The sequence below is a fragment of the Streptomyces sp. NPDC028635 genome, assembly GCF_040637635.1.
In the GTDB taxonomy this organism is placed as follows: domain Bacteria; phylum Actinomycetota; class Actinomycetes; order Streptomycetales; family Streptomycetaceae; genus Streptomyces.
Window position 1 is genome coordinate 74,652 of sequence record NZ_JBEZWX010000010.1, and the last position, 16,861, is coordinate 91,512.

Sequence of the window (16,861 nt, forward strand, 5' to 3'; positions counted from 1 at the left end):
CATCCCAAGGGTGACCTCGGGAAGCGACTCGGTGTTCGACCTGCTGCCGATGGTGTTCGCGGCCCCCAACGAGGCGCTGACGCGGGCGCGGGAGGTGCTGGAGGCGGACCCCGGCCCGGTGCGCGCCTCCGTGGCGCACCAGGTGATCGGCATCTGGCAGCGGGACTGGGGCGATCTGCGTCTCGCGCTGCGTCATCTGCGGCGTGCCCGGGACCTCGCGGCCCGGGCGGAGCTCGCCGACCGGGAGGCGGACGTGCTGGCCACGCTCGGGGTGGCCCTGGTGCACGCGGGCCGCACCCGGCAGGGCCTGGCGGCGCTGGAGCGGGGCGTCGAGCGCGGCAGCGGGCACACGAGGGCACAGGTGCTGTTCCGCCGCGCCTACGCCCGCTGGGTGCTGGGCCGGCACCGGGAGGCGCTGGAGGACGTTCGGCGCGCGATCCCCGTGCTGCGGCAGGAGAACGACGTCATCTGGACGGCGCGGGCGCTGACCCTGCGGGCCACCGTCCATCTCGCGCTGGGTTCGGTGGAGCGGGCGGACGCGGACTTCACGGCCGCCGAGGCGCTGTGGGACACCACGGGCCAGGAGCACGACAAGGCCGACGCGGTGGAGAGCCGGGGCCTGGCGGCGTTCCGCGCCGGGGACGTGCCTGCGGCGCTGCGGCTGCTGGACGAGGCGGAGAAGCGGTACGCGGCGCTGGGCACGCCGACGTTCATGCTCGCCGTCCGGCGTTGCGAGGTGCTGATGGCCGCGGGGCTCGCGCCGGAGGCGCTGGCCGAGGCGGACGCCGCGATCCGGGCGCTGGACGGGATCGGGGGGCAGCCGACCCGCAAGGCGGAGCTGCTGCTGGCCGCCGCGCGGGCCGCCCGCCCGGCCGGTGACCCGCACACCGCGATCGCCCGGGCGGCGGTGGCGGTACGGCTGTTCGCGGCGCAGCGGCGCCCGTGGTGGGAGGCGCACGCCCGGCTGGTGCTGATCGAGGCGCGGTTCGCCGCCGGGCGGGCGTCCGGGCGGCTGGTGGCGGACGCGGCGCGGGTGGCCGAGCGGCTGACGTCGTTCGGGGCGCCGGCTGCGCCGGAGGCGTCCCTGCTGGCCGGGCGGATCGCGCTGGCGCTGGGCAGGCCGCGGGACGCCGAGCGGCATCTGGCGCTGGCGGCGCGCAGCCGGCACGGCGGGCCGCCCCTGGCGCGGATCACGGGCTGGGCGGCGCAGGCGCTGCGCGCGCGGGCCGCCGGGTCGAGCCGGGGCGTGCTGCAGGCGTGCCGCAGCGGGCTGGCCGTGCTGGACGCCCACCGGATGACGCTCGGTGCCTCGGAGTTGCGGGCCCGCGCCACCGAGCAGGGCGCGGAGCTGGCGGCGATGGCGCAGCGCGCGAGCCTGGACTCCGGCGGGCCGCGCGGGCTGCTGGAGTGGAGCGAGCGCTGGCGGGCGACCGCGCTGAGCGCGCCGCCCACCCGTCCGCCCGCCGATCCGGCGCTGCTGAGCGGTCTGACCGCGTTCCGGGAGATCGCGGCCCGGGCGGAGGAGGCCCGCGCCGAGGGCCGGGCCGTGCCGGCGCTGGAGCGCGAACAGCGGCGGCTGGAGCGGGAGATCCGCTCGCGCACGCTGCATCTGCGCGGGGACGCGCCCGGAGGCGCCGACCGGTTCGACACGGGGCGGCTGCTGGAGCGGCTCGGCGAGGGGCGGCTGGTCGAACTCGCCGTGGTGGACGGGCGGGTGCATGTGCTGCTGGTCGGGCGGGGCCGGGTGCGGCGGTTCACCGCCGGGCTGCTCGCCGAGGCCGAGGCGGAGGCGGAGCATGTGCAGGCGGGGCTGCGCCGGCTCGCGCATCCCGGCGGGCAGGCCCGGCTGCCGGTGCTGCTGGCGGCGGGGCGGCGGCTGGAGGAGCTGCTGCTGGGCGAGGCGGCCCGGCATCTGGGCTCCGGTCCGCTGGTCGTCGTACCGCCGGGGCGGTTGCACCGCGTGCCGTGGGCGGTGCTGCCGTCGCTGAGGGAGCGGGTGGTGAGCGTGTCGCCGTCGGCGAGCAGCTGGCTGCGCGCCCGTGACACCGAGCCGCCGGCGCACGGCCGGCACGTCCTGGTGCGCGGGCCGGGGCTGGCCACCGGTGGGGCCGAGGTGCCGGAGCTCGCCGGGCGGTACGGCACGCCGACGCTGCTGGAGGAGGACGGGGCGCGCACGGCGCGGGTGCTGGCGGAACTGGACGGCGCGGCGCTCGCGCACATCGCCGCGCACGGCGCCTTCCGCGCCGACAGTCCGCTGTTCTCGTCGCTGCGGATGGCCGACGGGCCGCTCATCGTGCACGACTTCGAACGCCTCGCGCGCAGCCCGTACCGGATCATCCTGTCCTGCTGCGACACCGCCCGCTTCGCCTCCGTCGGCGCCGACGAACTGCTCGGTCTGGTCACGGCGTTGCTGCCGCTGGGCACCGCCGGTGTGGTGGCGGCGAGCGCGCCGGTCAACGACGCCGCGGTGGTGCCGCTGATGCTGGCGCTGCACAAGGGGCTCGGCGGCGGCCTGTCCCTGGCTGAGGCGCTGCGCGACGCACGCGCCGCCGTGCCGGACGACGCGCTGCACCAGGCGACGGGCTGGTCGTTCACCGCGTTCGGCGCGGCGTGACGGCGGTGCGGCCAGGGACCGGGAGGCACCGCACCTCCCGGCATGAGCGGCGGGACATCCATCAGGCGGACTGCTGGTCCCGAGGCGGTTCCACCAGCCACGGCAGGGCCTCGCGGTCGCCGGTGCCGAGGCGGGTGTAGGCGCCGTAGAGGTGGTTGCCGACGGTCCGCACGGACAGGGTGAGCCGTTCGGCGATCTGCCGGTTGCTCAGGCCGGCGGCGGCGAGGGTGACGATCTGCCGCTGGCGGGCGGTGAGTTCGCCCAGCACCAGCCCGGTCAGCGCGGGGGTGCGCGCGCCCGGGCAGCGACGGGCGAGGGCGGCGGCCCGGGTGCGTGCGGTGCGGGCGGCGGCCGGGTCGCGGTGCGCGGGGACCGCCTGGGCGTGCGCCTCGGCCGCGAAGAGCAGGAAGCCGCGTTCCGCCAGTTCCTCGGCCACCCGGTCCAGGGCGGGGCCGTCCGCGCGGGCGAGGGCTTCGGCGTGCCGCGCGAAGACACTGCCCGGCGGGAGCAGCCCGAGGGCCCGCTCGGGGGCGCCGAGCCGGACGGCGTCGTAGGCGTCGCCGGGGCCGATCGGTCCGAGCGCAGCGGCCGGCTCCCCGCGTGCGGCGGCCCACCACGCGGACGTGACCCCGTCCGGCACCGGCTCGCCCGACTGGGCAGTGGCGAGCGCCAGTTCGGTACGGCAGTCCGGGTCGTCGGGGCTGAGGCGGGCCCAGGCCGCCGCCTCGCGGAGGGCGCCCTGCAGGCGGGCGAAGCGGGAGCGCAGGGCGGCGTGGGCGGCCGGGACCCCGGCGCCCTCCGTCGCGAGCCAGTCCCCCACCGGGGTGGGCAGCGCGGTGACGTCGTCGGCGTCGAGGCGGCGTTCCAGTGCGGCCGTCTCGGCCTTGAGGGCGAGGGCGAGGTCGTCGGCGGCGGGCGCCAGGCGCCGGGCACGCAACCGGCCCGCGCCGGCCCGCAGCACGGGCCCGTGCAGGGGGTGGGCGAGGCGTACGGTGTCGTGCTCGTCCACGTCGATCAGGCCGGCGGTCTCCAGGCGTTCGAGGGCCGGCAGGTCCAGGGCGCCGGCGTCCAGCGGCAGGGGCTCGGCGAAGGCGAGGCGGTCCAGCGTCTCGCGCTCGGCGGGGCAGGCCCGCTCCAGCGGCGTCGCGGCGTGTTCCCGGACCGCCGCGGTGACCGGCAGCGGGCCCCGCCAGGCCCAGGTGCCGGTCCCGGGCACGGGGGTGAGCCGCCCATGGGCGCGCAGCGCGTCCAGCAGATCGCGCAGCAGCCTCAGGTCGCCGTGGGCGAGCCGGTGCAGCCGGGCCGCGGTCAATGGTTCCGGCGCGCTGCCGGCGCCGCTCGCGAGCAGGGTGGCGGTGTCCTCGGCGGGCAGTGGCGCGAGGGCGAGGCGGGGCAGCAGGTCGCCCGTCCACAGCCGGGCGACGGGGGCCGGTACCGGGTGGCCGTCGGTGAGGAGGACCAGCAGCCGGGTACGGCCGTGCACGGCCAGCTGGTGCACCAGCGCGGCCGAGGCCTCGTCCAGCCACTGGGCGTCGTCGACGAGCAACTGCCGTACACCGGCGAGCCGGCGCATCGCCTCGTGCGGGGAGGCCGCGCCGGGGATCAGCGGGGCGAAGGCGGCGTAGGGCGGCTGCCGGGCGCCGGGGGTGCCGGCGATCCTCGCGCAGCCGGCGGAGCGCACGGCCTCCGCGGCCAGCCGGGTCTTGCCGCAGCCGGCGCCTCCCGTCACCACCAGCCCGGGCCGGCCGCCCGCCAGGGAGCGGCGGACGAGTTCCCTTTCGTCCTCGCGGCCGGTGAACGGCCAGGGCAGCCGCAGGGTGCGCGCGTCGCTTTCGTAGGTCGTCACGACAACAGGAGCGCCCCTGCTCGGTTCTGATACAGGGCGACTTGAGTAGCCCCCGACTCAGGCGGCCGGGCGGCGGCCCCGGGCAGGCTGGGGACACTTCATCCAGCGTGCACGACATCGCATGGACCACAGACCGGCGCCGGGGGAACGCGGCCGGCACGCCATCCTCGGGGGAGGTGACGTGCCGGTCGCGGCCGGTGCTCTCAGGGCGGCAGGAGGCGGGTGAACACGATCCTCGCCGCGCCGGGCCCGTCGTAGTCGTCCTCCACGCGCGCCGCGAAGCCGAGGCTGCGGTGGAAGGCGAGCGAGCCGCTGTTGCCGACCGAGGTGATCGCCTTCAGACGGACCGCGCCCTGGCCGCGGGCCGCTTCGGTGAACGCCTCGTACAGCCGGCGGCCGAGGCCCGTGCCGCGGCTGTCGTCGCGGGTGGCGATCAGATGGACGTAGCCGGTGCGGTCCGGGGTGACGAAACCCACGAGGTACCCGCGGATGCCGTCGTCCGCGCGGGCCACCAGGCAGGTGGCGCCGAACTCCTGGACGAACACCGGCTGGTGCAGGGCGCGCAGGTCGCGCTCGCCCCAGTAGCGGGGGTGGTCCGCCACCACCTGGTGCAGGTCCCGCACCGTGGCCCGGGTGATGTCGAGTGTCATGGGCCGATCATGGCACCCGGGCGCCGGTGGGCGGTGCGGACCTCAGGAAGCCGCCCGCTCGCCCCGCACCGCGTCGTCGGGGTGGGCGAGGCCCAGGTGGTCGCGCAGGGTGGTGCCCTCGTAGTCGGTGCGGAAGACGCCCTGTTCCTGCAGGAGCGGGACGACGGTGTCGGCGAACTCGTCCAGGCCGCCGGGGGTGATGTGCGGGACGAGGATGAAGCCGTCGGCGGCGTCGGACTGCACGAACTCGTTGATCGCCGCGGCCACGGTGGCGGGTGAGCCGACGAAGCTCTGCCGGTTGCCGGTGTGGATGACGAGGTCGCGGATCGACCAGTGGTTCGCCTCGGCGAGCTCGCGCCATTCGCGGGCGGTGGCCAGCGGGTCGCGGTACATGCGCACCTGGGCGCGGCCGCGGGCGATGTGGTCCTCGCTGACGTCGGGGTCGACGTCGGGCAGCGGGCCGTCCGGGTCGTATCCGGACAGGTCCCGGTTCCAGACGAACTCCAGGTGGCGGATCGCGGTGGCTCCGCTGACCTGCTGCCGGCGCACCTCGCGGGCCGCCTCCTCGGCCTCGGCGTCGCTGTCGCCGAGCACGAAGGTCGCGGCGGGCAGGATCAGCAGCTGGTCGGGGCGGCGGCCGTAACGGGCGAGACGGCGCTTGACGTCCTGGTAGAAGGCCCGGCCGGTGTCCAGGGTGCCGTGGCGGCTGAAGATGGCGTCGGCCTCTGCGGCGGCGAACTCGCGGCCCTCGTCGGAGTCGCCCGCCTGGAAGATCACCGGGCGGCCCTGCGGGGAGCGCGGGACGTTGAAGCGTCCGTGGATGTCGAAGTGCTTGCCCTGGTGCACGAACGCGCCGGCCTTGGCGTCGGACAGGAAGGTGCCGGTGGCCTGGTCGGCGACGATCTCGTCGCCCCGCCAGGAGTCGAACAGTTCGTGCGCGGTGGTGAGGAACTCCCGGGCGCGGCTGTAGCGCTCCTCCTTGGGCAGGAAGCCGCCACGGCGGAAGTTCTCGCCGGTGAAGGCGTCCCAGGAGGTGACGACGTTCCACGCGGAGCGGCCGCCGGAGAGGTGGTCGAGGCTGGCGAACTGACGGGCCACCTCGTAGGGCTCGTTGAAGGTGGAGTTGATCGTGCCGGTCAGCCCGAGGTGCTCGGTGACGGCGGCGAGCGCGGCGAGCACGGTGAAGGTGTCGGGGCGGCCGACGACGTCCAGGTCGTAGATCTTCCCGGCGTGTTCGCGCAGGCGCAGGCCCTCGGCGAGGAACAGGAAGTCGAACTTGGCGCGTTCGGCGGTCTTCGCGAAGTGCACGAAGGAGTCGAACTCGATGTGGCTGCCGGCCTTCGGGTCGCTCCACACGGTGGTGTTGTTGACGCCGGGGAAGTGCGCGGCCAGGTGGATCTGCTTCAGCGGCTTGGTCATGGCGGTGGGTTCTCCTCCGGCTCAGGCGGTCGCGGCGTAGCGGTTGGCGGGGCGGGCGAGGCCCAGCAGGCCGCGCAGGGTGCGGGCCTCGTAGGCGCGGCGGAAGGCGCCACGGCGCTGGAGTTCGGGGACCAGCCCGCGGGTGATGGCCGGCAGGTCGTGCCCGGCGACGGCGGGGCGGAGCCGGAACCCGGACAGACCCGCCTGCTGGAACTCCTGGAGCAGATCGGCGAGTTCGGCCGGGGTCCCGGTGAAGATCAGCGCGTCGCCGGTGTACGGCTCGCCGGCCGCGGCGTCCAGCCGTTCCCGGCGGGCGGCGGCCGCGCCCGGGGTGTCGTCCAGGAAGACGACCAGGTCGGCGAAGACGTGCAGCGGCTGACCGGCCCGCCCGGCGGCCTCCTGCTCGGCACGGATCTCAGCGGTGATCGCGCGGGCCTGCCCGGTGTCGTGCGGGGTGACGTAGCCGACGTCGGCCTGGCGGGCGACGAGCCGGTAGGGGACGCTCCAGTGGGCGAGCGCGGTGACGAGGGGCTGGCCCTGCGGCGGGCGGGGCGTGATGGAGGGGCCCTTGACGCTGAAGTGCCGGCCCTCGAAGTCGATGTAGTGCAGCTTGTCCCGGTCGATGAAGCGCCCCGTGGCCACGTCCCGGATCTCCGCGTCGTCCTCCCAGCTGTCCCACAGCCGGCGCACGACCTCCACGTGGTCGGCGGCCTCGTCGAACAGCTCGGTCACCACGTCCCGCGCGGCCGGGCTGTCGTAGGCGTCGATCCGGGGAACGGTCCGGCGGCCGAAGTGGGCGGCCTCGGTGGGGCGGGCGGAGATCTGCACGCGCAGGCCGGCCCGGCCGCCGCTGACGTAGTCCAGGGTGGCGACGGCCTTGGAGATGTGGAAGGGCTCGGTGTGGGTGGCGACGACGGTCGGCACCAGCCCGATGTGCGAGGTCAGCGGTGCCACACGGGAGGCGATCAGGACGGCGTCGAGCCGGCCGCGTACCTGGTCGGTGCGCTCGTCCGGGTCGAGGAAGTGCGAGGACTGCGGACCGAGGCCGTCCTCGATCGTCACGAAGTCGAGCAGTCCGCGTTCGGCCTCGGCGACGAGGCCGGCCCAGTATCCGGCGGTGAACAGCTCGCGGGGCCGGGCCACCGGCTCGCGCCAGGAGGCGGGATGCCAGCCGGTGCCGTCCAGGGCGACGGCGAGGTGCAGGGGAGCAGCGGGTGTCGAGGACACGAGGGGTGCCTTCCTGGAGGTCGGTGGGGACACGCCGGCCCCGGGGAGCGGCGGGGCACGGGCGTGGCGGAGGCCGCGGGGGGCGGCCGGTGACGGACGGTCCGGGGGGATCGTGAGGCGCCGGTGCGCGGCTCCTGCGCGGGCGCCGTGTCAGGCGCGACAGAGCGCGCCGGCCACGCGCAGCAGATCGATGTGCGCCCGGGTGTGGAGGCGGACGGTGTGCGGGCTGCGGAGCACGGGCGTCACCTCCGGAGGTGCGGGCTTGAGCGGCGGCTGCGGCTGCGGCTGCGGCTGCGCGAGGGTCGTCGTGGGTTCAACACCCGGCCCGGGCGCGGGTGTTCCCGGGCTCAGGAGTTGTCCAGCGGCAGGCCGGGCGGGTTGATCTCCGAGGTGGTGACGGCCTCGTTGGAGAGGTTCCACGCCTTGAGCCACTGCGCGTACTGGCCGTTCCTGATCAGGTGGTTGATGGCGTCGGCGACCGGCTTGGCGAGGCCGCTGCCCTTCTTGGCGGTGGCGGCGATCAGGCCCTGCAGGGTGGCTCCGGCCCCGGAGAAGGTGCCCGCGGTGCGGGTGGCCTGCGGGGTCCTCGCGGTCTGGGTGACGTGGTAGGCGATGCCCGGGTTGGGGCCGAAGTAGGCGTCGATCTTGCCGCTGCTCAGGGCCAGGTAGGTGCTGTTGTGGTCCTGGTAGTACTTGACGGTGAGCTTCTTGCCCTCACCTGCGAGCTTCTTCTTCCACTCCAGCAGGATCCGCTCCTGGTTGGTGCCGCTGCCGACGGCGACGGTCTTTCCGGCGAGGGCGCGGTAGTCGCCGTCGAAGGTCCAGGTGTCGGACTTGGGGACCTCGAAGGCGAGGTTGTCCTGCCGGTAGGAGGCGAACTCGTACTTGCGCTTGCGTTCCTCGGTGTCGGTGACGTTGGAGAACAGGACGTCGGACTTGCCGCTGTCGAGGCCGACGAACATGTTCTCCCAGGTCGCGTTGCGCACGTCGGGCTCGAGGCCGAGGACCGCGGCGACCAGCCGGCCGAGGTCGGGTTCGGCACCGGTGAGGGTCTTCTGGTCGCCGCCGACGTAGGCCAGCGGCGGGAAGCCGGACGGCAGGGCCCCGACGCCGATGCGCAGAGTGCCGCGCTTTCTGATCGCCGCGGGCACCTCGGCGCTGAGGGACTTCACCTCGCTCACCTTCACCGCGGTCTCCCGGGCTGCGCCGTTGGACAGCCGTCCCACGGTCACCGTCCCGGCGGCGGCGCCGCCGGCCGTGGTCGCGGCCTCGCTGTCCCCGCCGCAGGCGGCGAGCGAGCCGGCGAGGAGCGCGGCGGCGGTGGCGGCGGTCAGGCCGCGCAGCAGGTGGCGTCGGGTGGCGTGGATGCTCATGGCTGTCCTTGTGGCTGGGTGAACGGGATGCGGGGAAGAAGGGGACGACGGCAGACCGGTCATACGGCGGTCTCGTGGCGGACGCGGGTCCGCAGACCGGTGAACCCGGCGCGCAGGCGCTGCAGCGGGGTCGGCGGAAGGGAGCGGGCGGCGCCACGGGCGTAGTGGCGTTCGACGTAGAACTGCACGACGGAGATCGCGCTGGTGAGCAGCAGATACCAGACGGTGACGACCAGCAGCAGCGGCACGATGTCGCCGGGGTAGGTGGAGCCCATGGTCTGCGCGGCGCCGAACAGGTCGAGCAGGGAGACGTAGAAGACCAGCGAGGTGCTCTTGACGAGGCCGATCAGCTGGTTGACGTAGTTCGGGATGATGGAGCGCAGCGCCTGCGGCAGCGTGATCCGGGTGAACTGGCGGCTGCGGGGCAGGCCGAGGGCCGCGGCCGCGTCGTGCTGGCCCTGGTCGACGGAGAGGATGCCGCCGCGGACCACCTCGGCGGCGTAGGCGGCCTCGTTGAGGCTGAGGCCGACGACGGCGACGACCATGTCGGTGGCCAGCCGCGACTCGTCGAAGGTGAGGAAGGCCGGCCCGAAGGGGACGCCGAGGCTGAGGGTCTTGTACAGGGCGGAGAAGTTGTACAGGAACAGCAGGACGACGATGAGCGGAACGGACCGCAGCGCCCAGACGTACGTCCAGCTGACCAGGCGCAGCACCGGGCTGCGGGAGAGCCGGGCGAGCGCCAGCAGGATCCCGCCGACGAGGCCGAGGACCGCGCTGTAGGCGGTGACCTCGAGGGTGATGCCGAGGCCGTCGAGGATGGTGGGACGGGAGAACCAGTACGCGAAGCGGTCCCACTGGTAGAAGGTGTTGGTGGCCAGTCCGTGCACGAACTGCGCGAGCAGGACGAGCACGACGGCCGTGGCGATCCAGCGTCCGGGATGCCGCAACGGCACGACGCGTGGCGGGGGTTGTGTGTCCGGCGGCGTGTCGGTGGCCGGGGGCGCGGCGAGGGAGACGGCGACGCCTCGGGGTTGGCTCATGGTGGGCTCCGGCGGGGAGTCTGCGGCGCCCCTCGGCCGTGGTGGGCCGCGCGCGCCCGCGTCCGGGCAGCGCGGGGCGGCTGCCGGGCGGACGGGGCGGGGCGCGGGGAAACGCACGGGACCGGGGGCTCGGGCGGGCGGCGGCACGCCGCGGGTGCGGGGTGCGGCGAAGGAGCGCGGGGCGGACGGCTGAGAGGTCAGCCCCGGCAGCGGGCTCGGCCCGGTGCGGTACACAGTGCGCTGTTGACGCGCAGGAGATCGACGGCGCGGTCGGCGACCAGCGGGTTCGCGTACGGCCGCACGCAGCCCGCGGCGCGGCGGGCCGCCGTGCTGGGAGCTGCGTGCATCACGTCACCGTCACTGTTCCGGCCCCGCGGGGCCTCGCGCTTACCGAACGTCATCCGGTCCGGTCGTCACCTGGGGCACCCCACCGCGGAGCGAGGGTTGCCGGTCAGCCAGCCAGGGCTTGTCGCTGACACTCATGACCGTTCTGAGCCGCTATTCAAGACAGTCGCCCCGGCGGCTGTCAACGGCCGTCCGTCTGCTGGGACCTGGCGTGACGGGCCCAGTCGAGGATCTGTACGGCGGACCCGGCGGCCTCCAGTCCGCGGCAACGGGCCTGGTGGCGCCGGGCGATGCCGTCGAGGTCGAGGTGGGCGCCGAAGGCCGGGCGGGCGGTCAGGCGGCGGGCGTGGGCCCACAGGGCGGCGTGGCCGGCGACGCGCTGCACCGCGGCGGCGTCCAGGTGATGCCGGTGCACGGTGTCGAGTTGCACCAGCGCGACCCACAATTCGACGTCCGCCGCGGTGAGTCGGCCACCGAGGAGGTACCTCTGCCCGGCCAGCAGCCGCTCGGCGTCGTCCAGCGCGGTCAGCAGGGTGCGCAGGGCCGCCGCCCGCTCGGCGGGGCCGGCGGTGGCGGATCCGGCGCGCTGGGCGGCCTCCTCGATACCGTCGGAGCACAGCCGCTCCACGGCCTCGATCCCGGGGGCGGCGGCGCGGGGGTAGAGCGCGGGGTGGCCGGAGGCGAAGTGCCGGTCGAGGTCGCGCATGATGTCGCGGGCGTGCGTGCTGACGATCCGCCCGGACCAGTCGTCGCTGAGCACGGGGGCGAGGGCCGGGCCCGGGTAGCGGTGGGCGCTGGCCTCGTAGAGCGGGCGCAGTGCGGCGTGACCGCCGTCCGGGCAGTCCGGGACCGCGGGCAGGAAGGTGACCGGACAGCTCTCGTCGAGCCCGAGCAGGCTGTGTGTGACGGCGATGCGCAGTCCGTCGGGGCCGGCGGTCGACACGTGCAGCCGGTAGCGGCGGGGCACGGCGTAGTGCCCACTGCGCGCGTCCCGCCCGATCCGCCCACGGAAGGCGGACGCGGACGGCGCGGAGAGATGGGCGGCGAGCGGTGCGATGGACATGGGTCTCCCGGGGGTCGGGCGCGCGGAGGCGCGCGGGGGTGCCGGCGGTGGGTGCGGGGGCGGTCGCCCGTGTGGGGCGACGGTGACCGGTGCGGCCAGGCGGGTGGCTCCGTGAACGGCGGCGTGGAGGGCAGGGGGTGTCGGCCGCCGGCGCGAGGCGCCGCGCGAACGGCGCGGACCGGGCGTGTGCCGGCCGCCGCCACTGTGGGGCACGAGGAGGGCCATGGGGCCGGGCCCAGGCGCAGGCCAGGCCCTGGGCTCAGGCGGCGGGACCGATGGCGCTGCAGACGCGCAGCAGGTCGATGTGACGGCGGGAGGTGAGCAGGGGCGACCGGCTCGCTCGGGCGTGGGCCGGGAGCGGTGCGCGAGTCCTCATACCATTCCCTACCTGTTCACTAGGATTCCCTGTTCTGGAGTGTCGATCGGTCACCGTTCGCCGTCAAGGGGGCGTCCACTGGTTGGTCGGGCCGCACGCGCCGCCGGCGCTCTCCGTCCCTGCCGCCCGTCACATGATCCGCGGCCCGTGACGGCATTGTCCGGAGTCCGTGACACAGCACGTTCCGGTGGTGCGGCGTGAGCTGAGGCGCTGTTACGTTCCCGACCTGTGTGCGGCCGACGCGGCCGCCCGTGACCAGGGGGGACGTCCCGACATGACCGTTCATCGCCTCAGACCCGCCGTCATCGCGTTCGCCGCCGCCGGGCTGGCCGCCGTGCTGACCGGCTGTCAGGGGGGCCACTCCCCCGCCGGCGCCGAGGGTTCGCCGAGCGCCGCCGCCACGGCAAGCCGGACGTCCGGCACGTCCGGCACCTCCGGCGGCGGGGCCGCGTCGGGCGGCGGGGGAACGGGCGGCGCCGGCTCCACGGCGGCGCCGGCAGGATCGGGCGGCGCCGGTTCCACGGCGACCGCCGCACCGGGTGCGGCCGGCGCGGGAGCGGCCAAGGCCAAGCCCGCCTCCAAGGCCTCCGGCCCGGCGAAGAGCACGGCACCGGCCGCCGACTGCGCCGGCAAGGCGCCGGACCCGGACCATGTCGACCCCGACGAGATCGCCGTCTATCGTGTCGAGGAACTCCCCGCGAGCACCGGGAAGGTGAACCTCGTCATTCAGCACGGGGCCTGGGGATGCCCCGGCGGGGACTCCGACGGGGCGCCGTTCGTCGTCACCGGCGAGGACAGCCGCTGGGCCCTCGACCAGGCCGCGTACGTCACCGCCACCAACCCCGTCGTCGCGGGCAGCGGGAACCAGCGCATCGGCGTGCAGGAGCTCGTCGACTGGATCAAGGCGCACCCCGACTCCGGCCTGGTGTTCAAGTACGCGACCGGTGACGACGGCGCCATCCACAGCCTGGAGCAGGTCTACATGCCGTGAAACGGTCGAGGGCCGGTTGCGGAATCCTCCGCAACCGGCCCTCGACCTGCGACTTTGGAGCTTCGCTCCCGTCGGGACGACAGGATTTGAACCTGCGACCCCTTGCAGTGGTTCAGCAAGGCAGCGGCGCTAGGCCATCAGGATGCACAACGCGAGGTCAACATGGCGCATCCCGCGACCCTGCGTGCTCTGCAGCACAGAGAGGGTGAGCATCGCGACTGAGCTCACACTTATGGAGTGAGCCTGAGAGCGGGCGATCAGCAATCGCCTACCGCCAGACATACGCTGCAGCCCGCGTCCACCTGAACTGGGCCGTCCGTTCAAGACGGACAAGCTACGTCGCGAAGCACGGAAGCTGATTGAGGCAGCAGGCGTATGCAGGGCCCGCCTCTACGACACGCAGACGCATGTCTGTCGTGAATGGCCAACAACGGAGTGCCGGACACTGTGGTCTCGGCATGGGCCAGGCACAGTGACCTGTCCTCCAACAAGCGGCGGTACGTGCACCACGATACGAAGAGTCTGAAGGCCGGCTCCGACAAGCACAGGGAGCTGCCAGCTGATGGCATATGATCCTTTCACGGCTGGCGTCAGATATCAGCCAGATTTGGCCCGCCTCGTACTGAGACATGCCCTGGGCTGCGACACTCTGTGGCTGCGGCGGGCAGTCCGTCGCACAGACGGTTTCGGGGGTGTGCCGGTGGCAGGGCGTCCTGGTCAGTACTACCGGGCCGGTCACTGGGTGAACCGGTCTACGGGTAAGGGCAAGTCAGCGAAGAAGTCGGCAACGGGCATCGTTGTGGTTGGACTGCTGATAGTGGGCGCCTGGATGGGCCTCTTCTCCCACGGCTCGGATGCCCAAGGAACAACGCCCCAACATCCGTCGACAGTCTCTCCTTCTCCGGGCCGCTGATTCAGGTCATCTCACCGGCTACCTGGCTTCTTTCTGATCAATCTCGTCCGCCACCTTCGGCGCGTGGACGGGGTTGGCGGCTGGCTGGGTGTGGTCGATTCAGCTTGCTCCAACAGACGCAGCCGCTGCCAGGCGGCTTCCCATGCAGCGACGTGCTCTTCAGGGAGACCGCAGGCTCGCAGATAGATACATGTCGTTTTCCACGACCTAGGCATGGTTGTCCGATTGAGCAGCGCACTGATGGTTTTGGGGGACACGGGCGGCGTGGCTCGCTGACTCACTTCCAGGATCGTCCAGCCATTGACTGCCCTGACATGAGCCAGCGCTTCGATGAAGGCTCGCGACGCATGGCAGTTAGCTGGCTCGGGCCATACTGCCTCTGTGGCCCGCTGTGCTCGGGTAGCAGCAGGATCGAAGGCGACGTTGTTCGCAAGGATGATCCGCCCTGCGGTGTTGCGTGCGCGCCTTTGCGGAATGGGTCGTCCACGTGTCCCAAGTTCTCGCCTGAGCTGCTGGTAGATGGCGTCCAGGTCCAACTCACGAGCGGGACCCGGGATGCCCTCGCGGACAAGGCGTAGGAGCTCTCCAGTGAAGGCTGTGTGCGTTTCGCCAGGTGGTGCCAGGGCGACGCCATTCTCCGGCGAGGCCGCCAGCAGGTAGCTCCCGTCGACCTCCGCCTGGTCGGCCAGAAGATCGTGTCCACTCATCGTTCCGAGGGCTCGACCACTCATACAGCAATCGAGGACGATCACGTGCCGCTGGGCTGGCGAATCCATAAGGATTTCGCGGAGTGCCTGGTACGGGACTCCCGTGTGGCTGCGGCCGTGGACCGAACCTGGCAAACCGAGGAAGAGGTCGCCCCGGCCGTCGATAAGGCCGTGCCCCGCGAAGTACACCAGGAGCGTGTCCTTGGCCTCAGCGGCCGCATGGCATATCGGGTCGAGCAAGTCGTGGGAGGTACTCGGTTCGGCCACGACGATGCAGTGCTCGGCGGGCAACTCCCAGGAGAGCGGGCTCATCAGGGCATCCGCAAGATCCCTGAGATTGTTCGCCACGGCCGGCAGCGACTCAAGCTTCGAGTAGGAACTGACGCCTGCAACAACAGCCCGCGAGAGGGCTGGGTCGGGTAGTGCACTCATGACGGCGAGGAGGTCTCGTCCGTTGGCTCCAATGCGTCAACCAGCCGACGGACTTCTTCTTCGGTCGCCTCCGTCAGACTGATCTCTACATCGCCTCGCCGAATGATGATCTTCGGAGGCTGTGGACGGGTCTGCTGCCAGGTCACGAGTGAGAGAGCGAAGGATGCCGCACTCCACCCGTTGCTAGTGATCAAGCCAAGGCTATCGATAAGGCCACCCATGGACCCGGGTGCCGCAGCCTGTGTGCACAACGAAACCGTAGCCGCCCGTCGGACGGTCGGCTCCTGACGCAACCACCCGTCAAGCGACCGGAGCTCCTCTTCTTGGCGCCCGCTCTCGATCCGGATCACAACGTGCATTCGTCCCCCTGACCGTGGTCGCGATGAACCTGACACAGCGGCATCCTGCCCCCTGAGCAGCGCCGACCACCTTCACAATCGGACACTTTGGCTGATGACTTACGATGATGGCTGATCACCGTCAGGGCTTGTGACCAAACGTGACACGGGACTCCAGAAAATGATCAAGGGTCCCACCTCACGTTGTGAAGCAGAACCCTTTGACCTGCGACTTTGGAGCTTCGCTCCCGTCGGGACGACAGGATTTGAACCTGCGACCCCTTGACCCCCAGTCAAGTGCGCTACCAAGCTGCGCCACGTCCCGGTGCGTCGCACGCGGTGGACCGCGTGATCACGCAGGTAAACCCTACCCCACCCGCGCGGGTGCTCCGGCCGGGCGGGGCCGGGCGCGCCGGTCAGCCCGCGCCGGTGTACGCCGCCGTCGTACGGTCGGCGGCCTCGCGGGCCCGGCGCTCGTCCTCACCGCTCGCCACGTTCGCGGCGTACCAGGCCTCGCTGCTCTCGGCGTAGAAGCGGCGGCCCTCCTCGGAGGTCATCCAGGCCATGCCCTCGGCCGGGGCGACGCTCTCGCCGGTCCGCAGGTGCACGGTGAGGCCCACGAGCATCCCGTCCCAGCCGACTCCGACCGCGCCGGGCCCGAACTCGGCCCACTTGGTGTCGTCGACGTGGGCGATGTGGTCCAGCTCGAAGCGGGTCCGCCCCTCCCCCTCCGGCCTCAGCCGCAGCTCGATCCAGCTGACCTCGCCGCCGTACTCCCAGGTCGCGGTGAACCCCTTGGGTGCCTCGCAGCGCTCGATCGTGCCGCCGGCCTGACCCTGCAGCTGGTAGCGGCCGCCCTCGCGCAGGTCTCCCTCGACCGGCAGGAACCAGCGGGGGATGCGTTCGGGGTTGGTGCACGCGTCCCAGAGGTCCTCGAGCGGGACGTCGTAGGTGCGGCTCACGGTCACCACGCGGGCCTCGCCCGCCTTGAAGTCGCGGCGGCCGACCGTGCGGCGCACGCTGCTGATCTGGTGGGTCACGTCGATCACGGGGTGCTCCTCGGGGTTTCGTCGGTGCCGCCCAGCCGGCGTTCGCGGCGGCCGCGGGCGAGTTCGGTGGCCAGGGCGTCCAGGTGCGGGGTCCAGAACCGCCGGAAGCGGTCCAGCCAGGCGTCGATGTCCCGCAGGGGCCCCGAGTCGACGGCGTACAGCCGCCGGGCGCCCTCGGCACGGACCGTGGCGAAGCCGCTCTCCCGCAGCACCTTCAGATGCTGGGAGACGCCGGGCTGCGATATCCCGAACTCCGCCCGCACGACGTCGGCGACCGCACCGGCGGTCATCTCACCGTCGGCCAGCAGCTCCAGTATGCGGCGGCGCACGGGGTCGGCGAGGACGTCGAAGGCATGCACGACGCCATATTATCAGTCTCAACTTATATAAGACAGCAGTGATGAATTTGCCCTGGGCCGGGCGTCCGGCGGCTCCGGTGCGCACACGGCGAGGGCCGGACCTCAGCGCCCATGCTGCG

At 73.2% G+C, this 16,861-nt stretch carries 15 protein-coding genes, 1 tRNA gene and 1 riboswitch; of the genes, 2 read left to right on the top strand and 14 right to left on the bottom strand.

The window, feature by feature from the left end:
- Positions 1-49 precede the first annotated feature (49 nt).
- Positions 50-2,614 carry a CHAT domain-containing protein gene (locus AB0E88_RS13590; RefSeq protein ID WP_361629311.1) on the top strand — a complete coding sequence of 855 codons (2,565 nt, stop codon included), beginning with the start codon at positions 50-52 and terminating at the stop codon, positions 2,612-2,614.
- 61 nt (positions 2,615-2,675) lie between these two features.
- On the opposite strand, the gene AB0E88_RS13595 is transcribed toward AB0E88_RS13590, so the two are convergent.
- From AB0E88_RS13595 to AB0E88_RS13635, 9 genes are all read right to left on the bottom strand, one after another.
- The gene (locus tag AB0E88_RS13595) at positions 2,676-4,460 is read right to left on the bottom strand and encodes a LuxR family transcriptional regulator (protein WP_361628860.1); all 1,785 of its coding nucleotides are present in this window, start codon (positions 4,458-4,460) and stop codon (positions 2,676-2,678) included.
- Between the two features lie 203 nt (positions 4,461-4,663).
- Entirely contained in the window at positions 4,664-5,110 is a 447-nt protein-coding gene (locus tag AB0E88_RS13600; protein ID WP_361628863.1) for a GNAT family N-acetyltransferase, read from the bottom strand.
- 42 nt (positions 5,111-5,152) lie between these two features.
- Complete coding sequence (locus tag AB0E88_RS13605) at positions 5,153-6,529, bottom strand: NtaA/DmoA family FMN-dependent monooxygenase (RefSeq protein WP_361628866.1); 1,377 nt, start codon at positions 6,527-6,529, stop codon at positions 5,153-5,155.
- 21 nt (positions 6,530-6,550) lie between these two features.
- Positions 6,551-7,756 (bottom strand): LLM class flavin-dependent oxidoreductase, encoded by a 1,206-nt coding sequence (locus AB0E88_RS13610; protein ID WP_361628869.1) that lies wholly within the window; start codon positions 7,754-7,756, stop codon positions 6,551-6,553.
- A 347-nt stretch (positions 7,757-8,103) separates the two neighbouring features.
- Positions 8,104-9,129: an ABC transporter substrate-binding protein gene (locus AB0E88_RS13615; protein WP_361628872.1), complete on the bottom strand. Its 1,026-nt coding sequence runs from the start codon at positions 9,127-9,129 to the stop codon at positions 8,104-8,106.
- A 59-nt stretch (positions 9,130-9,188) separates the two neighbouring features.
- On the bottom strand, positions 9,189-10,169 hold the full coding sequence (locus AB0E88_RS13620; RefSeq protein WP_361628875.1) for an amino acid ABC transporter permease: 981 nt from the start codon (positions 10,167-10,169) through the stop codon (positions 9,189-9,191).
- Between the two features lie 197 nt (positions 10,170-10,366).
- The gene (locus AB0E88_RS13625; protein ID WP_361628878.1) at positions 10,367-10,516 is read right to left on the bottom strand and encodes a hypothetical protein; all 150 of its coding nucleotides are present in this window, start codon (positions 10,514-10,516) and stop codon (positions 10,367-10,369) included.
- A gap of 31 nt (positions 10,517-10,547) precedes the next feature.
- Positions 10,548-10,656, bottom strand: a riboswitch (SAM riboswitch).
- Between the two features lie 39 nt (positions 10,657-10,695).
- Entirely contained in the window at positions 10,696-11,577 is an 882-nt protein-coding gene (locus AB0E88_RS13630) for a glutathione S-transferase C-terminal domain-containing protein (RefSeq protein ID WP_361628881.1), read from the bottom strand.
- 259 nt (positions 11,578-11,836) lie between these two features.
- The gene (locus tag AB0E88_RS13635) at positions 11,837-11,953 is read right to left on the bottom strand and encodes a putative leader peptide (protein ID WP_361628884.1); all 117 of its coding nucleotides are present in this window, start codon (positions 11,951-11,953) and stop codon (positions 11,837-11,839) included.
- Between the two features lie 274 nt (positions 11,954-12,227).
- Here AB0E88_RS13635 and AB0E88_RS13640 point away from each other — a divergent pair, with 274 nt between their 5' ends.
- The gene (locus tag AB0E88_RS13640) at positions 12,228-12,944 is read left to right on the top strand and encodes a hypothetical protein (protein ID WP_361628887.1); all 717 of its coding nucleotides are present in this window, start codon (positions 12,228-12,230) and stop codon (positions 12,942-12,944) included.
- A 924-nt stretch (positions 12,945-13,868) separates the two neighbouring features.
- On the opposite strand, the gene AB0E88_RS13645 is transcribed toward AB0E88_RS13640, so the two are convergent.
- The 5 genes from AB0E88_RS13645 to AB0E88_RS13665 all read right to left on the bottom strand — a co-directional run bounded on the left by AB0E88_RS13645 (position 13,869) and on the right by AB0E88_RS13665 (position 16,742).
- Positions 13,869-14,996, bottom strand: coding sequence for a caspase family protein (locus tag AB0E88_RS13645; protein ID WP_361628890.1), 1,128 nt, complete (start codon positions 14,994-14,996; stop codon positions 13,869-13,871).
- Positions 14,993-15,355 carry a hypothetical protein gene (locus AB0E88_RS13650; protein WP_361628893.1) on the bottom strand — a complete coding sequence of 121 codons (363 nt, stop codon included), beginning with the start codon at positions 15,353-15,355 and terminating at the stop codon, positions 14,993-14,995. Before AB0E88_RS13650 ends, AB0E88_RS13645 begins: the two co-directional genes overlap by 4 nt.
- A gap of 230 nt (positions 15,356-15,585) precedes the next feature.
- Positions 15,586-15,659 (bottom strand) — tRNA-Pro (locus AB0E88_RS13655).
- A 91-nt stretch (positions 15,660-15,750) separates the two neighbouring features.
- Positions 15,751-16,383 carry an SRPBCC family protein gene (locus AB0E88_RS13660; protein ID WP_361628896.1) on the bottom strand — a complete coding sequence of 211 codons (633 nt, stop codon included), beginning with the start codon at positions 16,381-16,383 and terminating at the stop codon, positions 15,751-15,753.
- Positions 16,380-16,742, bottom strand: coding sequence for a metalloregulator ArsR/SmtB family transcription factor (locus AB0E88_RS13665; RefSeq protein ID WP_361628899.1), 363 nt, complete (start codon positions 16,740-16,742; stop codon positions 16,380-16,382). Before AB0E88_RS13665 ends, AB0E88_RS13660 begins: the two co-directional genes overlap by 4 nt.
- Positions 16,743-16,861 lie beyond the last annotated feature (119 nt).

Coding starts and splice junctions, on each gene's coding strand:
- AB0E88_RS13615 (WP_361628872.1), bottom strand. CDS start 9,129: ATGAGCATCCACGCCACCCGACGCCACCTGCTGCGCGGCCTGACCGCC.
- AB0E88_RS13590 (WP_361629311.1), top strand. CDS start 50: ATGGTGTTCGCGGCCCCCAACGAGGCGCTGACGCGGGCGCGGGAGGTG.
- AB0E88_RS13635 (WP_361628884.1), bottom strand. CDS start 11,953: ATGAGGACTCGCGCACCGCTCCCGGCCCACGCCCGAGCGAGCCGGTCG.
- AB0E88_RS13600 (WP_361628863.1), bottom strand. CDS start 5,110: ATGACACTCGACATCACCCGGGCCACGGTGCGGGACCTGCACCAGGTG.
- AB0E88_RS13605 (WP_361628866.1), bottom strand. CDS start 6,529: ATGACCAAGCCGCTGAAGCAGATCCACCTGGCCGCGCACTTCCCCGGC.
- AB0E88_RS13630 (WP_361628881.1), bottom strand. CDS start 11,577: ATGTCCATCGCACCGCTCGCCGCCCATCTCTCCGCGCCGTCCGCGTCC.
- AB0E88_RS13645 (WP_361628890.1), bottom strand. CDS start 14,996: ATGAGTGCACTACCCGACCCAGCCCTCTCGCGGGCTGTTGTTGCAGGC.
- AB0E88_RS13640 (WP_361628887.1), top strand. CDS start 12,228: ATGACCGTTCATCGCCTCAGACCCGCCGTCATCGCGTTCGCCGCCGCC.
- AB0E88_RS13625 (WP_361628878.1), bottom strand. CDS start 10,516: ATGCACGCAGCTCCCAGCACGGCGGCCCGCCGCGCCGCGGGCTGCGTG.
- AB0E88_RS13620 (WP_361628875.1), bottom strand. CDS start 10,169: ATGAGCCAACCCCGAGGCGTCGCCGTCTCCCTCGCCGCGCCCCCGGCC.
- AB0E88_RS13650 (WP_361628893.1), bottom strand. CDS start 15,355: ATGCACGTTGTGATCCGGATCGAGAGCGGGCGCCAAGAAGAGGAGCTC.